At 52.3% G+C, this 16,109-nt stretch carries 15 protein-coding genes; 2 read left to right on the forward strand and 13 right to left on the reverse strand.

Annotated elements, in window-relative coordinates:
* Nucleotides 1-310: 310 nt before the first annotated feature.
* The 5 genes from NSS83_RS04990 to NSS83_RS05010 all read right to left on the reverse strand — a co-directional run bounded on the left by NSS83_RS04990 (nucleotide 311) and on the right by NSS83_RS05010 (nucleotide 4,220).
* A complete protein-coding gene (locus tag NSS83_RS04990; RefSeq protein WP_339310040.1) occupies nucleotides 311-775 on the reverse strand; it encodes a hypothetical protein in 465 nt (154 codons plus the stop codon).
* Between the two features lie 142 nt (nucleotides 776-917).
* A complete protein-coding gene (locus tag NSS83_RS04995) occupies nucleotides 918-1,628 on the reverse strand; it encodes a hypothetical protein (RefSeq protein ID WP_341347798.1) in 711 nt (236 codons plus the stop codon).
* Complete coding sequence (locus NSS83_RS05000; RefSeq protein WP_341185472.1) at nucleotides 1,625-2,569, reverse strand: ABC transporter ATP-binding protein; 945 nt, start codon at nucleotides 2,567-2,569, stop codon at nucleotides 1,625-1,627. Before NSS83_RS05000 ends, NSS83_RS04995 begins: the two co-directional genes overlap by 4 nt.
* Before the next feature lie 206 nt (nucleotides 2,570-2,775).
* Entirely contained in the window at nucleotides 2,776-3,123 is a 348-nt protein-coding gene (locus NSS83_RS05005; RefSeq protein ID WP_036699084.1) for a four-helix bundle copper-binding protein, read from the reverse strand.
* A 95-nt stretch (nucleotides 3,124-3,218) separates the two neighbouring features.
* On the reverse strand, nucleotides 3,219-4,220 hold the full coding sequence (locus tag NSS83_RS05010) for a GTP-binding protein (protein WP_341185471.1): 1,002 nt from the start codon (nucleotides 4,218-4,220) through the stop codon (nucleotides 3,219-3,221).
* A gap of 182 nt (nucleotides 4,221-4,402) precedes the next feature.
* Between NSS83_RS05010 and NSS83_RS05015 the strand changes: the two genes are divergently transcribed.
* Nucleotides 4,403-4,918 carry a molybdenum cofactor biosynthesis protein B gene (locus NSS83_RS05015; RefSeq protein ID WP_341186788.1) on the forward strand — a complete coding sequence of 172 codons (516 nt, stop codon included), beginning with the start codon at nucleotides 4,403-4,405 and terminating at the stop codon, nucleotides 4,916-4,918.
* Nucleotides 4,919-5,036: 118 nt separating this feature from the next.
* Nucleotides 5,037-5,252: a hypothetical protein gene (locus tag NSS83_RS05020; protein ID WP_341185470.1), complete on the forward strand. Its 216-nt coding sequence runs from the start codon at nucleotides 5,037-5,039 to the stop codon at nucleotides 5,250-5,252.
* A 102-nt stretch (nucleotides 5,253-5,354) separates the two neighbouring features.
* Here NSS83_RS05020 and NSS83_RS05025 read toward each other — a convergent pair whose 3' ends face one another.
* From NSS83_RS05025 to NSS83_RS05060, 8 genes are all read right to left on the reverse strand, one after another.
* Nucleotides 5,355-5,954 (reverse strand): DUF1349 domain-containing protein, encoded by a 600-nt coding sequence (locus NSS83_RS05025; RefSeq protein WP_341185469.1) that lies wholly within the window; start codon nucleotides 5,952-5,954, stop codon nucleotides 5,355-5,357.
* Nucleotides 5,954-7,162, reverse strand: a complete 1,209-nt coding sequence (locus NSS83_RS05030; protein ID WP_341185468.1) for an MFS transporter — start codon at nucleotides 7,160-7,162, stop codon at nucleotides 5,954-5,956. Before NSS83_RS05030 ends, NSS83_RS05025 begins: the two co-directional genes overlap by 1 nt.
* A 250-nt stretch (nucleotides 7,163-7,412) precedes the next feature.
* The gene (locus NSS83_RS05035) at nucleotides 7,413-9,719 is read right to left on the reverse strand and encodes a thiamine pyrophosphate-dependent enzyme (RefSeq protein ID WP_341347799.1); all 2,307 of its coding nucleotides are present in this window, start codon (nucleotides 9,717-9,719) and stop codon (nucleotides 7,413-7,415) included.
* A 26-nt stretch (nucleotides 9,720-9,745) separates the two neighbouring features.
* The gene (locus NSS83_RS05040; protein WP_341185466.1) at nucleotides 9,746-10,756 is read right to left on the reverse strand and encodes a 2-oxoacid:acceptor oxidoreductase family protein; all 1,011 of its coding nucleotides are present in this window, start codon (nucleotides 10,754-10,756) and stop codon (nucleotides 9,746-9,748) included.
* Between the two features lie 528 nt (nucleotides 10,757-11,284).
* The gene (locus NSS83_RS05045) at nucleotides 11,285-11,791 is read right to left on the reverse strand and encodes a hypothetical protein (protein ID WP_341185465.1); all 507 of its coding nucleotides are present in this window, start codon (nucleotides 11,789-11,791) and stop codon (nucleotides 11,285-11,287) included.
* 650 nt (nucleotides 11,792-12,441) lie between these two features.
* Nucleotides 12,442-13,671: a glycosyl hydrolase family 8 gene (locus NSS83_RS05050; RefSeq protein ID WP_341185464.1), complete on the reverse strand. Its 1,230-nt coding sequence runs from the start codon at nucleotides 13,669-13,671 to the stop codon at nucleotides 12,442-12,444.
* 350 nt (nucleotides 13,672-14,021) lie between these two features.
* On the reverse strand, nucleotides 14,022-15,473 hold the full coding sequence (locus NSS83_RS05055; protein WP_341185463.1) for a nicotinate phosphoribosyltransferase: 1,452 nt from the start codon (nucleotides 15,471-15,473) through the stop codon (nucleotides 14,022-14,024).
* 64 nt (nucleotides 15,474-15,537) lie between these two features.
* Nucleotides 15,538-16,080 (reverse strand): isochorismatase family cysteine hydrolase, encoded by a 543-nt coding sequence (locus NSS83_RS05060; RefSeq protein WP_341185462.1) that lies wholly within the window; start codon nucleotides 16,078-16,080, stop codon nucleotides 15,538-15,540.
* Nucleotides 16,081-16,109: the final 29 nt, after the last annotated feature.

Consider the following 16,109-nt stretch of genomic DNA (forward strand, 5'->3'; position numbering starts at 1 on the left):
CTCGCATCCGCTGAATTCAGGGGCACTAATGCTCCTCATTCGGGCCTTTGGCTCGTATCCGCTGAATTCAGGGGCACTAGTGCCCCTCGCAGCTCTCCGTCAGCCCACATGACGTCTCTCCAGCACATTGTATTCAGTTTTCTGCATTCATCCGGCATACGCACAACCTACCCCAATGTATTCAATTTTCCGCATACATCCGGTCATCCCCTGAGCTCAGCTCGCACTACCAAAAAAGACTCCCTCTGGCGCAGTCATGCTGCGATAAGGGGAGTCTTCTCGTAGGTGTAGCTATATTTCATTGGACACGTCATTGGATATGCTCTTCCTCAAGACCCAGCTTGCTGTACATCTCTGTACAATAGCCCTGCAGCTTAATCTCCAGCCGGCTTGCCTTGTTCTTGAAGCGCTTCAGTTCACGGATCATATGGGCCCGGCCGGCCGGGGTGAAGGTCTCTTGAATCCGTTCCTTGAAGTAATCATGGACGATATGATTGCGTTCCTTCCATACGGCCTGCAATTGACTGGTCTCTTCCTCAGAGAAGGGGAAGTGATGCTGGATTTCTTTGATGAGCTGGCCGAGTGAATTGCTAAGCTTGCGTTGATACAACTCTGCGATTTCGGCATCGGTTGGCGTCTTACCCCGCGACAGCTTCGTCAGCAGCAGCAGATTCGTTAATTGCTGCTCCAGTGCCTGGCAATAGTACACAGCCAGCCCGAAATAGGCAAATAGCTCTTTGGATTGTTCACTCTCCGGTATTTGTGTATCCTTCATCGTTCCTCCCGTCCTTAATCTGGTTATTTGATCGTGTGTGGTTGAACTTTTCGTTCTATTTTGGAATAACCGTTACTGCGGTGAATATTTGGCCTCCGTCACCTTTTTCAAATTGTAAATCATCAAGTTCAAAGGACACAGCTCAGTTTGTTTTGTTATAGTCCATGCGGCCGGAACGGTAGATGTAGAACCCGGCAAGCAATATTATGTACGCCAACGCATGGGCATAGGCTCTGAGCACGGAAGAAACCGGCAGAGTCTCTGCATTCATCATCCTGTCCATAACCGGATATACCGGCGGCAGGAGAATGGATACAACGGGCCCAGGCACCACTTCAGCCACTTTACCGGCGCTAATAGATAAAATGAGGAGAATCAGCATCATTCCGGCCGCATAGCCAGCCCGCGGTACCCACGAGGATTGCAGGTACAAGGAAAGAGTGATCCCTAATAACCCCATTAGAGCATGTCCGGCCAAACCAAGCAAGATCCGCTGAAGTCCGGCAGGTTCTTGGAAGCTTCCGGCCAACACGGGATAAAGTACGATGATTATATCCAGCAGAAGCGTAAGCAGAACAAGGGTCAGCAGACTTCCGATACTGTAGCGTCGGGCACTACGGAGCTGAACAATAACCACCTGCTTCTGCACCGCCTGCTCATGGTTAAGGAAGCTTAGGCCGAGCCACGCACAGGCTACGAATAAAAAGACTGCCGTTGCCGAGTAGCTGCTCATTACCGGGTTAGGCTTATAGGAATACAGTATTAATACCGGAATCATAATGCCGGCAACCGGTCCGAAGAACCGCTGGGAGACTGTATAACTGTGCAAAAAATAACTGATTAGCCCTTTCACCCGCGTTCACTCCCGCTCTGATCCTTGGGGTCCATCCACTCGGCCAGGTCACTTAATCCCCCGAGAGGCTTCACCGAAACTATAGAACCGCCCGCTGCAAGAATCTGCTTCAGGCATGTATCTGACATTTGCTGATCTACAGTCAACCCTGTACAAGCTGTACCGGCAAAATCCGGCTCCGGTAGCACGCGGATGACTCCAGACAAGGCTTCCAGAGCCTGCTGGGCTTGTCCCGGCAGTGCCGTATAGACGATATTCACTACTGGAGCACTCTTCAGCTTCTCCGCTCCATGAATCGTCCGGATGGTCTGCCCTTCATGTAATACATATACTGTATCCGCGACAGCTTCGATGAGCTGCGGTTCGTGAACGGACAAGACGAGTGCTGTCCCCTCCGCCTTCAGCTCCAGCAGGATATCGATAAGCGTATCTTGTGCGGGCAGATCCAATCCTGACACGGGCTCATCGAGCAGGAGCAGCTGCGGCCGGATCAGCAGACTCTGGATCAGGTTGACCTTCTGCAGCATCCCCTTGGAGAAGCCAGCCAGCTTGCGGCTGCGGGAGGATTCGAGACTGAACAGCTGCAGCAGTTCGTTGATCCGGGATGCCGAAGCCGCTTCGGAGAGTCCGGCAATCCGGCCCATGCAGCGCAGATAGTCTTCGGCGGTGAGCTTCAAGCCGGGAAAGGCTTCAGGTGCATAGCCTGTGGTTATCGCCTGGCGGTCGCAGGTAAGCGTGCCGGAAGTCAGCTTCAGCAGTCCCGCGAGGATGGACAACAGCGTACTCTTGCCGGACCCGTTGCGGCCAATCAGAGCGGTGGCCGTGCCAGGAAGAACCGTCATCGATATCCCGGTAAGTACCGGGCGGCTTCCATACCGCTTGCTGCCTTCAGTAATTGTAATTAGAGGTGATGCATTCGTGGCTTCCAGGCCTCCTTCCATTCGTGCATGCCAATGGGCCTCACCGGACGGCAGCCTGATTATTCTCTTAATGTAACATTCGCCGGAATGCCTTTATTCTCCTTTTTAATTTCCCGGTTCCATCCATTTCACATCGAAAAAACCAGAACTGTGCAGAATAAAGTCTGCAGCCGCCCTGGTTCCTGTTAAGTATTCAATGCAGTATATGTCAGTCCTAAAGGGTGATGTCAGGCGTAGACTTCAACAGCTTCACTGACCCTTCTGCAGGCCATGGCTGCATTGCGGCAGGTATCGATGCAATCCTGGCAATGGTTATGCTTATGACGGCTGCTTGTGTCGGCGCAGCGGTCACAGATGTCAGCACATAATTTGAGGATTTCGGCCACGAACGGGCTTCGGCGGGTCATCGCTTGAATAGCGAAGGAGCAGATGTCTGCGCATTCACGGTCCAGCTGGATGCTCTCCCGCAGATCGGCCAGATCATATTCCTTGAGGCTTGAGACATAGCTATAGTTACAGGCATCCATACATTTAATCAAAGCATTAATGCATTCCTGATATTGAATTCGGGTCATAGCCTTACAACCTCCTGCAATTAGTATAGGGTATGCCTATGTATTAACCTGCAAGAATAAGAACGAACCATTCATAAGGAACTGCAGATGGTTAACTATAGGCTTCGTTTGACCGCTGCGGGTCTGGTCACTAGACGTCTCTCCAGGCGCAGAAGCTCCCTGCGCAGATCGCCGGAGGAGAAATGCTCACCGATAAATACCGCAACATCCGGCACCTCGCCTTGGGGCGTAATTCTCATGAAATCCGCCTCCCTGTAGGCGTACTGAAATAGAAACCGGCTGGAGGTATCTGTAAAAGTTACGATTCCCTTGGCCCGGTACACATCGCGCGGCAGCTCCTTCACAAACCGTTCAAATTCCTCGCTGTTCACGGGATTCTGGAAATAATGGGTGTAAGCCATCACATGATCATGGGACGCATGCATCGCCCCCTCAGCCCCGCTCTCCACCTGCTCCCCGCCCGCAGACCGGTCATCCATATGAACGGCTCCCACACTACCCAGCAGCACTTCTGGCTCCAGTTCACAGCGTACCGCCGGCAGAATCTCCGCGTAGGCGTTCCACTTGCGCAATACTTCCGAGATCTCTGCAATCTCTGCGGCTTGAATGCGGTCTGTCTTGTTCAGGATCAGGACGGATGCACAGCGGATCTGCTCCTGCATCAGACGGTAGGTAGCCCCTTGCTGGGAACGGTACAGCTCCAGCAGATGGGCGGCATCGACGACGGTAATCAGCCCCTTCAGCTCCACTTGCTGATATAAAGAGGTCTCCGTCACCGCATCCACAATCTCCAGCGGGTTGGCTGCACCCGTAGCCTCGATGATAACTACATCCGGCGATTCTTTTTTGATTAGCGTGGTCAGCTCCGTACTTAAGTCCCCCCTGCTTGTGCAGCAGATGCAGCCGCCCAGCATCTCAGCCATGGGCACAGACTGCTCCACCAGCAAGCCATCCAGATTCACTTCACCCAGCTCGTTCATGATTACAGCCGGCCGCAAGCCCTGAAGGTTCCAATGATCCAAAAGACGCTGTAGTAATGTGGTCTTGCCGCTGCCGAGAAATCCCGACAAAATATATACTGGTAATGACTGTTCCAAGTTTGCCCTCTCCCTGCCTCAATCGGTTATGGTAGCGAGTGTACTACAATGACCGCCTCTGTGCAAGGCGGTACTGTCTATGTAGGCTACAGCAGCTTCCCCCGGAGCTTGTTATTACTGCTTCCATCCCCTATCATGAGAAATATAAGCTGCACAGCAGATAATAAAGGGAGCTGGTTCGTATATCATCCGTCGAAGAACACCGGAGCGAAGCCCCGGATTCAGTCGCTTGCTACATCATAACGGTCTCGGATACCCGGACCACCGATACGGACACAGGAGGTCCGCTGATCCAGAGCCTGCTGGAAGCCGCCGGTTATAACGTGATCGGCCGCACCATCGTGAAGGATGATTATGAGGATATCCGGGAGCTGGTCTACAAAAGCTCCGTTCATTCCGGCATCGAAGCCGTGCTTCTGACCGGAGGGACCGGTATTTCCCCCCGTGACACCACCTATGAGGCCGTAGCCTCTTTGCTGGACAAGTCGCTGCCGGGCTTCGGGGAGATTTTCCGGCTGCTTAGCTTCACAGAAGATATCGGCTCTGCCGCTATGCTCAGCCGGGCCATTGCCGGGACGATCGGCAGTACCGCTGTCTTCTCCATGCCGGGCTCCACCGGTGCGATCAAGCTGGCCATGGAACGGCTGATCCTGCCCGAGCTGCGCCATGTCATGCGCGAGATTTACAAGCGTTCCTGAGACGAAGCATGGGCAGCATGGACGGACACCTATTTTGCCGAAAAATAGACGAATGAACAAGCAGGCTCCTACATAACGCGTATACTGGCATAAGTCCACTGCGAAGGAGCTGAGTGTAATGAGAAATTGTCCGAAATGTCCTACCCAAACGGTTACAGATCCCACACAGGTTGTATATGAAGATTACTATCATCCCCAGGAAGTCCAGGTGGTCCACCATGTCGAGGTCGTCAGACGCCATCACTGTGTTCCGGTCCCTCACCATATCTACACTTATTCCGTCCGGGATGAAATGTGCGGGCCTACCGCAATGGTGCGCAGCAGAAGAAGATAGTCTGCCTCTCCCGTCTGTACGATAGTATATTGTAAAAAGCAAAACCGCCGTCTGCGCTTGAAAGATACGCACAGCGGCGGTTTTGCTTTTGTCCGGAAAAATCTATACGATTGGCGGGTCTGTATGAACATCTGCATCGGGTACTGTAGCTGCCCAGCGTGTGAAGGTAACGTGAAAGCCGGCCCGCGTTGGAGCGCACAGGAACGGTCCCGCTTGGGTGCCATTCTCATACGGGAACCGGGCAACACGGATAGTCCGCCATGGATGATTCTCTGTTCGCGCTCTGAGGATTACCGCATCCTTCATCCGCGAAGCCCGGAGGGTAACCACCTCGCCCTTCCATTCGGGAACAGGGGACAATGACCAGTCAGAGTAACCGTCCGTCACAACTGCACCTATATGAGGAACACCGTCATTCAGCTCAATACCGGCCTTGATCCATTGCTCGCCGCTGTGCCATAGCATAATGCCTGCCTGGTCATACAGCTCCGTGAACCCGTCCAGCGCGAAGCTGATCTCTACCGCCTCTGCCGTATTCCAGGGGGCAAGCAGCGCATGACCGTTGTCATGCTGGAAGCCGTACATCGTCTTTTCCCAGTAATCGCTGCCCTCCGCTGCAAGGGTCACCAGTTGACCGTCCACGGTCCTGCTTGACACCGGTTCATTGCTCCATACTCCATCCTGCCACTCTATGAATCTCATTACAGGTTCACCTCTCCTTGTCGTTTGCTCATCATCCTATTAATGATTTCAGAGCTTACTATCATCACTATGATATACCCGATCATTGCCGGCGGGAGAATCATGAAGGTGCTCCGCGCCGCCGCCCAGCCCAACAATGGAGGCAGAAACGCACCGCCGGTGTAAGCCAAGGCCATCTGATACCCCATAATCTTCTGCGAATTCTCCGCTCCGAACCGGGCGGGCGTCTCATGCAGCATGCAGGGGAAGATCGGTGCCGAGCCGAGGCCAATCAGAATAAAAGCGACCAGTGAATATACCGCCGGAAGCGGCAAGGCCAGCAGCAGCGCACCACCGAGTGAAATCGCCAGCCCGCCGCGAATCAGCGTACGGTTGCTGAAGCGGAAGGTAATGAAGCCGGTGATCAGCCGCCCGGCCGTGATTCCGCCATAATAGAGCGAGACCCATCCGGCGGCAGTTGCCGGGGATACTTCCTTTACGTTGACCAAATAGCTGCTGCCCCATAGCCCCACCGTGGCTTCTACTCCGCAATAGAACAGAAAGGTAAGCATCGCCAGCTTCACGCCTTTGATCCGCAGCACCTTACCCTCAGCGGGAACGGCCGCAGGCCGGGAATCTGCCTTCTCAGACATCCCAACAGGCTGCTGTCCGCCCCGTTTGCTTACCTTTGTCCACAGCGGCAGACTGAAAAACAGTACCACGACTAGTGCGAACTGAATCATGCTGACCGCGAAAAACCCTGTTCTCCAAGACTCGCCATTCGCAATATACCGCGACATCAGGATCGGCCCCAGCATAGCCCCTATCCCCCAGAAACAGTGCAGCCAGCTCATATGATGCGCTTTGTAATGAGTCGCCACATAATTATTCAACCCTGTATCAATCGAACCGGCCCCCAGACCGAGCGGCAAGGCCAGCAGAGCCACCCACAAGGCGGAAGAGGAATAGGAGAAACCGAGCAGGGCCAGAGCCGTTACCGCCACGCTGATAAAAGTAACCATTCCCGTTCCGAGCCGCTTCAGCACCACACTGCTGGCCAAGCTTGAGATAATCGTGCCGGCGACCACTATCATCGACAGCAGTCCGGCCAGCTCGACCGGCGCCCCGAAGTCCAGCCGGATAACCGGCCAGGCTGCGCCAAGCATCGAATCCGGCAGTCCCAGGCTGATGAACGCCAGATAAATAATAATTAAGAATACTGTTGCCATGCTACCCCCGCCTAACCTTCTAATGGTTGCTGAACTCCTCCACCTGTAGCGGTGGCGGCTTGACCTCGAAGCTACTTTTTAACTGTCTGTCGCCTCGTTACTATATTACTTTATAAAAGTATTATACTAAATAGTTTTTTCGGGTTACTTGAAGCAGCAAATAGCCCGGCAGAGTGACTCTGCCGGGCGGGTACTAACTTTAGCTGTTGCGTATGCTTAAGAATGCTAAGCTTCCAATAGATTCTGCACCTTACAAGTCAGGATGCTCATGCTTAGCTTTGAGGCGGCTCCAGCGGCGCTGAACTTCACCCTCGAAGCTGCGCAGAGCCGGTTCATTCTCCGGCTTCAGCAAATGGCGGGTCTTGCCCATTGTCTTCAGCCAGGCGGATACTTCTATCCGTTTGTCCTTATCTTCCGGGTTATAGGTGATATTGGTAATTCCCTGCTCTACTTCATAGAGCGGGAAGAAGCAGGATTCGACAGCCAGGGACACGATATCTGTGCCGTCCTTGTCGTCGCTCATCCAGTTCAGCGGACAGGCAATGAGAATCTTGCCGTAGACCAGACCTTCATTCTGCGCATACCACTGGGCCTTCGCCGCTTTCTTCAGCATATCCTGCGGATAAGCTTCACAGCCGGTGAAGACATAAGGAATGTTGGTAGCCGCCATAATCTGCGCTGTATCCTTGTGCTGGGTCACCTTGCCCTGCTGGGTTTTGCCGATGCTTGAGGTGGAAGTCCGGTGTCCGAGTGGTGTCGAATAGGACTGCTGCGCCCCTGTATTCATATATCCTTCGTTATCATATTCCACAATGATCATCTTGTGGCCGCGCAGCGCTGCACCGATCGCAGGCCCCATCCCGATGTCCATCCCGCCGTCGCCGGTAACCATAACGAACGTGAAGTCTTCCTTCAGCCCCAGCCCGTCAAGCTCACCGCGGCGTTTGCGTTCCCAGAACATCTCAACCACACCGGACAGCGTAGCTGCGCCGTTCTGGAACAGATTGTGGATGAACGTCGATTTATGGGAGGAATACGGATATCCGGTAGTCGTTACCATCGCGCAGCCGGTGTGGTAGAGTGCTACGATATCGCCTTCGATCCCTTTGAAGAACAGCTCCAGCCCGGAGAAAATCCCGCAGCCCGGACATGCGCCGTGCCCTGGAGATAGACGTCTCGGCTTCTTCATCAGCGAACGGACCGGCGGAACTCTGACACTCAGCTTGCCAGTCTCTTCGTTCCGGGTTACCGTGATCAGGCCGGTCTTCAGCTTATCGAAGTCCATCGGCTTCAAGAGGCGCTTCGGCGCATTCTCCGGCGCTCCCGGATTATGGCCATAGTAATCGAACGGAATCTCTACACGGTCCGCAACAACGGCATCCATAGCCAACTGGAAGAAGTGATGCCCGTCCTCGGCATAGAAGTCTTTACCGCCTAGTCCGTAGATCCGGCTGATCACCTTAGTCGTTGTATTGCCGTAAGTGAACAGTGCAGCCTTAATCTCGTTCACCATGTTACCGCCGTGTCCGCCAACCGAATCGGCACGGTCACCTACAGTAATGGCTTTGACATGCTTCAGTGCTTCAGCAATCTGCTTCTGCGGGAACGGACGGATCATGTTCGGGGAGATTGCCCCTGCCTTGATTCCCTGCTCACGGAGCTGATCCACTACGTCCTTAATAATCTCCGAAGCCGAGTTCATCAGGAAGACAGCAACATCGGCATCCTCCATCCGGTACTGCTCGATCATCTCATAATGGCGTCCGGTCAGCTCTGCGAATTCCTGGGCAATTTCTTCAAAGACTTCACCCGCATTGTACATCGCAACGGATTGCTGATATCGGTTGTTGATGTAATCCGGTTCATTCATGTAAGGCCCCACAGTGACCGGGTTATTGCGGTCAAGGGTATCGGTAAAGCCTGCAGGCGGCTGTTCGCCAACGAACTTATGAACATCCTCACGATGGGCAAAAGCCTGCACCCGGCGCTTCTGGTGCGAAGTGAAGTAACCGTCAGAGGCCACCATCACCGGCAGCCGGACCTTGGCGTGTTCCGCCAGCTTCAGCGCCATCAGGTTCATATCATAGACCGACTGCGGATCACGGCACATCAGGATCGGCCAGCCGGTGTTCAGGGCAAAATACAGATCGGAATGGTCTCCGTGAATATTCAGCGGTCCCGAGATCGAACGGCAGACCAGATTCATGACCATCGGCATCCGCGTACCTGCTTGTACAGGCAATTGCTCCAGCATGAACATGTACCCTTGAGCGCTCGTTGCATTAAATACACGACCGCCTGCTGTCGAAGCACCGTAGCAGATCCCTGCAGAGCTGTGCTCGCCATCGGACGGTACCAGCATAATATCGTGCTGGCCGCTGGCCTTCATCGTATCGAGGAACTGGGCCACCTCAGTCGATGGGGAGATCGGGAAATAACCCATGACATGATAGTTAATCTGATGCGCGGCATAGGCCGCCATTTCATTGCCGGACTCGTATAGGAATTTCTGCTCCACCTTGGCGGAGCCTAGTTCTTTTTCATAATCAATAGCCACAATGTATTCCACCTTTCTTCCGGGTTTTAGACTGGAGTTACCAGATCGAACTGATGCTTCACGGTATGGCTGTCTGCGAAGCCTTCCTTCTCTCTCATGCTGGATAATGCTGAGGTCGGGCAGGCACCGATACATTTCAGGCAGCCTTTACAGTACTGGTAGTCAATACCAAGCAGGAACATCTGCGAACGGCCCTTGCGGTCCAGGCGCTCTTCCCACACGAAGCACTGGTCAGGACATACCGTGTCACACTGTGCGCAGTTGATGCAGGACTCCATCTCAAAGACCGGAAGCATACCGGAACGGGAGATGCTGAGGTTCTTCAGGAAGCTGCCGCCTGGATTCGTGATCGTTCCGCCCATCGGCTGAGTCTCATAACCGAGAGCCGAGATATCGGAACGGACATATTCAGGCATCGTATCACAAGCAGCCAGCTCAAACTGCATGAATTTCACTTCATTGTAGCCGCGCTCGAAGGTGGTGATAGCCGACTGGACGGCCTGCGGATATTTTTTGCCGAGGGACTTCTCAATGACGCCCTTCATAATATCTGTGTCCAGGAACGGGCAGAGCCGGAAAAGCGCCCCCAGCATGGCCATATTGACGCGGTTCTTCTCCTTGAGTGCGATGCTGGTAGCATCGATCACTGCAATCGTGCCGGCCTTCATCTTCAGCAGCTCTCTGAGTTCTTCCGGCGTCTTGGCCGAGTTCACAAGAACGGTGCTGTGTTCATGAATTCCGCTGGTTACATTAACGGTCTTGGCAAGTGCTTCGTGAAATACCCCTACAACATGCGGACGCTCGACCGGGGAAGTATCGCGGATATGGGTATCCATATCACAGAAACGGATGTGAGCCTTAACCGCAGACCCCTTCTTCTCCGAACCGTACGATGAGAAGCTGACGCCGTTAAGCCCTGCGCCGACCACTCCTGCTTCCGCCAGCATTTTACCTGCCAGGTTCGCGCCCAGGCCTCCAATGGACTCCAGACGAATCTCAAAGAATCCCAGCTCATTTACTATTGGCAATTGTACCACCGACATAACCCCTTTCTTAGTACATCCTTTTGACTTTTTTAAGCGATTGTAACTTGATTTTGCAAGCCGCGAAGTGACATATCTTGCATTTTCCACGCTCAGGAAATCACAATTCTTTATAGATTTATGCAGGTTTCTTTATACGCGACAGTGCGGTGTTATTTCAATAGAAGGAAAGCTTCCATGAAAACGACAAAATGTGAAGATTCTGTGTAATTCCGCACTTTCCTAAGCAAGCTGTGGATGAGATGTCATCCTTAATTTAGCAATAAAATTAAAAATTAAGATGTTAAAAATATCACAGAAATTCGCGTAATGCACAGCATCGTCAATGATCTTCATCCCTTTTTGAAACAACATCTATTCTAATGGTTCAGTACATTGATAAGAGATTTGTAAAAGGGAGTTTTTGTACCTTGTTCAAGGGGGATTTATAATCAAGAGTCGATGTAACTGTAAAAGAATACGTAGGTTAGCAAACGAAAAAGAGCACCCCTTTAATCGAGATGCCCTTTAACTTTCAATGTATTAAATTGGAAGTGCAAAAAATACAAAATGGTAAGCCGACATATTCGGGTTATTGGGTGAATCAACTCTTACGTATACCGTTGCTCCCGGGGCAATGACCATATTAGCAAAATTTTGTCTTTCCGCTGTATTTGCTTGATCGAGATAAATAGGACCAGTGTCACCCCAGCCCTCCTTTTTTATGATAACTGCCGCTCTAGTGGGTCCATTGCCTGGGAAGCCTCCCACTAATGCACTAGCCCGTAAATAGTTTGGCGTAGTGTTGGTCCATTTAAACCAATCTTGTTCTGTTCCATTTTGAATAAAAAGATCATAGGTTACTCCCCCTAAGACCCCACCTTCTCCATTCAAAATTAAACTTATTGCAGTAGACTCACTATCCCCAACTCCAACCGATGCAGGAGAAACTTCCACTGATTGTACATTTTCTTCGGCAAATGCGGAAGCCGATGGAATCAATACAACAGCAGAGATAAGAAGAACAGACAGAAACTTTTTAATTTTCACAATTCTTCCGCCTTTCCAAGCATTGTTAATCGGCCGATTACATCTTAAATAATACATCTACCCCTTTATTATTTATATAGTACATAAGTTGTTAAATAATATATATTTATGGATGATTATTTTGTAGTATTTTGTTATATTATTGCATTAAATATTACTTATTGTCATATTTATCTTTTCACGCATATTCAATGCAGGGACAAAGTCTGACATATGAAGGCATAAGATAAACGTCCTCACCGACCGGTTGCTTGGAGCCGCATTGTTGCACATCTTGCAGGATTCCTCTAAAAATGTTACGGGCTACGCTACATTGTTGCATCATTTGCAGGAATTCTGGTGTTTAGTGCAAGTTAGCGCGGGCTTTGTTGCATTTCATGCATGATTTCAGCATTTGGCGCTTCTAATGGGTAGTATTGCTGCACTTCATGCAGGATTTCTCTCAAATGTTACGGGCTGCCGATTATGGAGCCCGTCCTTTATCGCAGCAGCACCGATTGTACTCGGATTTCCGCATACATTTCGGCCACTTCCTTCGTAGCAGCACATTGTGTTCAGTTTTTCATATACATTCCGGAAGAAAATCATAATTCCTAAACAACAAAAAAAGCAGCTTCACCGATTTACACCGGGAAGCTGCCGGGGAGTGCCTAGTAAGTCCACCAGTTGCCTGACATAACAATCATCGAGAACAGCTTAATACTGTCTTCATAGTAATCCTCTGCTGCGCTGCTGGCCGTATGGCTCCAGAGCGAGTTCAGCCAGCTCTGATTGGCGGAGGAGGTCATGGCGCTTACACCGAAGGGGGCATAGAACGCGCCGCTGTTATAGCTGCCGAAGGTGGTTCCGTTCAGCTTGTAGCCATCTTTGATGTTCCCCGGTGTACTGCTAACTTTGGTCTTGATCCAGCTGTTCAGCTGATTCAGCTGGGCTAAGGCCCGGTTATCGCCTGTCAGCAGATAATCGGTGGCGATCCGCCACGGTGTACGGCAGGAATTATAATTATAGTTGCCGTCGTTGGCATCCTCCAGGAAATTCGCGGCGGCTGGCTTATAGGTATTGCTGGAGTAAACTACGAAGTCCGGCAGCAGGCCGGTGGTTGAGCTATAGCCGGTATAGAGGCTATTAATAATCGTGTAGGTCTTGTTCGTTACATTCTGCCAGCGGGCATCCCCGGTAGCGGTCTGGAAAGCCTTCAAGTGATTCAGCATGAAGTCTGAAGGCCGGGTAGCCGTATTGTATGAACCGCTATTCGCCCAGTCTCCAAGACGGATTGTCCACTGAGTCTGATTAATCTCCTTATCCATGATGGCGTTAATCATGTTTGTTGCTGCCTGCAAATAGTTGACGGTTCCGCTGCTTCCCCATTGCTTGTGGGCCAGCAGCAGCGAGAAGGCAATATCCATATCACCGTCGGTTGCGGAGTCTTGTCCTTCTATATTCTGGAAGCTGCTGTTCTGTTTCCATGACATCAGATAGGGATTGATGGCGCTTGGATGTGCTGTGTAATAATTGTAGAGTCCGTTATAATAGGTCTGCGCATTCGTGTCATAGCCGGCCATCAGCACAGTGAACAACATGCCATAGCCATGCGCTTCGGAGACAGTCTCCCCCGCCGAATTATATTTGACATAATACTTACCGGTCCCGGCCGGCTTGAGATATGTGCCTTTCCATGCATCCCATTTGGTCTTAACAGCGTTATCCATGACTGTCTGTGTGACATTGTTCGGTTTAATGGTTCCGCTCGTATAGGTGGTGTGCTGCGGGAACGGTTTGTTCACTGCGGCGAAGACGGACCCGGCAGGCAGGATGAACATTGCCAAACATAGAAGCATCAGACTTTTCCAGTGCAGCTTGCGTTTCCCTTGCTTGTTCATAACCCGTTCACTCCTCATCGTTGGGGTGGATACTTCAGAGAATCCATTGTACTTACAAACGGACAGCTGTAGGAAAAGTTCACCTCCTCAATCGGGTGTGGCGGCTACAGAAGAGAACATAGCGGTTATAATGAGCTGAAGAGTAAAATTAAAGCGCTTAAACTTTTGTTGCAAAAAAACTCTTTCTTCCAAATCTGTTAACTGGAACATTTTAAATATATGATTTCAGAGACTTGCTGTCAATGAGTAAATGGTCGCTCACACAAAAAGCCCCCTCATACCGCCGGGTTCGCACGGCAGGCCTGAGAGGGCTGACTATATTCTGGTTCTAATGAAATTCAGGCCAGATTCTACTCCACATCCGTAATCATATGCTCCGCAATCAGCTGCTGCTTGCGGTTCCATAACTGTTCGCTGAGATTCACGCGGAAGACTTCCGGGTTCAGCTTGCGCAGGTACTCCGGCCAGAAGAGGTCTAGCTGCTCCTCATGGTAACGGCGAATCTCCGCCAGCTCCGGCAGGGTATAGACCTGGAAGCCGTTCACCACAATCGGCTCCAGCATCCGCAGAGCGTCGTAGCGCTCCACATGCTTCTTCATATAAGGGTGCAGCGGGTTGAACAGCTTCAGCCGGACACCGCTGCGGGGCGCAGGCTCATCGGCGAAGCTGATATAATCCGCCAACGCTTTTCCGTTCTGGCCGATAATGCGGTAGACTTCCTTTTTGCCGGGAGTGGATACCTTCTCGGGATTGGAAGAGATCTTGATCGTGGGGATCATCTCGCCGCTTGGAGCTTCAATCTCGACCAGCTTGTAGACGCCGCCGAGCGAAGGCTGATCCGCAGCGGTAATCAGCTGGGTGCCGACACCCCATGTATCGATTGCAGCCCCCTGCGACTTCAAGTTCATAATGGTGTTCTCATCCAGATCATTGGAGGCCACAATCTTCACATACTGCAGCCCGGCTTCATCCAGCATCTCACGCGCCTTGCGGGACAGATAAGCAAGGTCACCGCTGTCCAGCCGGATACCGTTCATCCGTTTGCCCTGTGCCTCCAGCTTCTTCGCCGTGTTGATGGCATTCGGCACCCCGCTGCGCAGGGTATCGAAGGTATCCACCAGCAGCGTCACGCCGTCCGGCATCACTCTGGCGTACGCGTCGAACGCCTCCTGCTCGCTTGGGAAGCTCTGCACCCAGGAATGGGCATGGGTGCCCTTCGTAGGGATGCCGAATTTCTTGCCGGCCAGCATGTTCGAGGTTGCATGGAAGCCGCCGACATAAGCGGCGCGTGCGCCCCACACTGCGGCATCCGCTTCCTGCGCACGGCGCGTTCCGAACTCCAGCAGCGTGTCGTCCGGGGCCACCTGCTTGATCCGCGAGGCCTTGGTAGCGATCAGCGTCTGATAGTTCATGAAGTTCAGGATTGCCGTCTCGACCAGCTGCGCCTCCATAATCGTGCCTTCCACCCGGATCAGCGGCTCATCCTGGAAGACCAGGGCCCCTTCCTTCATGGAATGGAGGCTGCCCTGGAAATGGAACTGCAGCAGCTCCTCCAGGAATGCGGGTGCATAGTTCTCCTCCTGCTCCGACAGGTAGCGGATATCGTCTTCCGTGAACCGCAGCTCGGCGATATACTGGGCTATCCGCTCAAGCCCCGCGAACACGGCGAACCCGTTGCCGAACGGAAGCTTGCGGAAGTAGGCTTCGAACACGGCCTTGCGCTTGTGGGTACCGTTCATCCAGTGGGCGTACATCATATTAATCTGATATTTGTCTGTATGTAGAGCAAGTTCTCTCCTCAAGTCCTCATCTCCTAATGTATGCACTGCTGTATAAGGGCTCTGCAGCTGCTATTGTGTTGGAACTCTATTCCGCCGTGACGACCTTCGCGCCGAGACTGCCGCGGAAGTGTTCAAGCGCCCACACGTGGCCGTCCGGGTTGAAGCTGGCTACGGCATCCTCATGCACGATGATCCCGAAGCCGTGGTTGTAAGCATCCACTGCCGTATGCAGCACACAGATATCCGTACATACTCCGATCAGATGCACCTCTGTAATGCCCCGCTCACGCAGCTTCAGCGCAAGATCCGTGCCGCAGAAGGCGCTGTAACGCGTTTTGTCCATCCAGTAGATGGCTTCCCGGTTATCCTCGTAGACAGCCTTCAGGCTTCCGTACAGCTCACGTCCCTGACTTCCCCGCAGATTATGCGGCGGAAACAGCTTGGTCTCCGGGTGGTACGCGTCATCCGCCTCATGCAGATCTACAGCCATCACCACATAGTCCCCGCTCCGTACGAATTGTTCCGTCAATTCACTGACTCTGGGCGCAATATCGATGCCGGGCTGGCCGACAGGCAGGTTCCCGTCAACGAAATCATTCGTGAAATCAATTACAATCAGTGCTCTCATGGTAGATCAGCCTCCTCCAAGGTTAATGG

It is taken from the genome of Paenibacillus sp. FSL H3-0469 (assembly GCF_038051945.1).
Classification (GTDB): Bacteria; Bacillota; Bacilli; order Paenibacillales; family Paenibacillaceae; genus Paenibacillus_AQ.

Coding starts and splice junctions, on each gene's coding strand:
- NSS83_RS04990 (WP_339310040.1), bottom strand. CDS start 775: ATGAAGGATACACAAATACCGGAGAGTGAACAATCCAAAGAGCTATTT.
- NSS83_RS05000 (WP_341185472.1), bottom strand. CDS start 2,569: ATGGAAGGAGGCCTGGAAGCCACGAATGCATCACCTCTAATTACAATT.
- NSS83_RS05005 (WP_036699084.1), bottom strand. CDS start 3,123: ATGACCCGAATTCAATATCAGGAATGCATTAATGCTTTGATTAAATGT.
- NSS83_RS05020 (WP_341185470.1), top strand. CDS start 5,037: ATGAGAAATTGTCCGAAATGTCCTACCCAAACGGTTACAGATCCCACA.
- NSS83_RS05025 (WP_341185469.1), bottom strand. CDS start 5,954: ATGAGATTCATAGAGTGGCAGGATGGAGTATGGAGCAATGAACCGGTG.
- NSS83_RS05030 (WP_341185468.1), bottom strand. CDS start 7,162: ATGGCAACAGTATTCTTAATTATTATTTATCTGGCGTTCATCAGCCTG.
- NSS83_RS05050 (WP_341185464.1), bottom strand. CDS start 13,671: ATGAACAAGCAAGGGAAACGCAAGCTGCACTGGAAAAGTCTGATGCTT.
- NSS83_RS05060 (WP_341185462.1), bottom strand. CDS start 16,080: ATGAGAGCACTGATTGTAATTGATTTCACGAATGATTTCGTTGACGGG.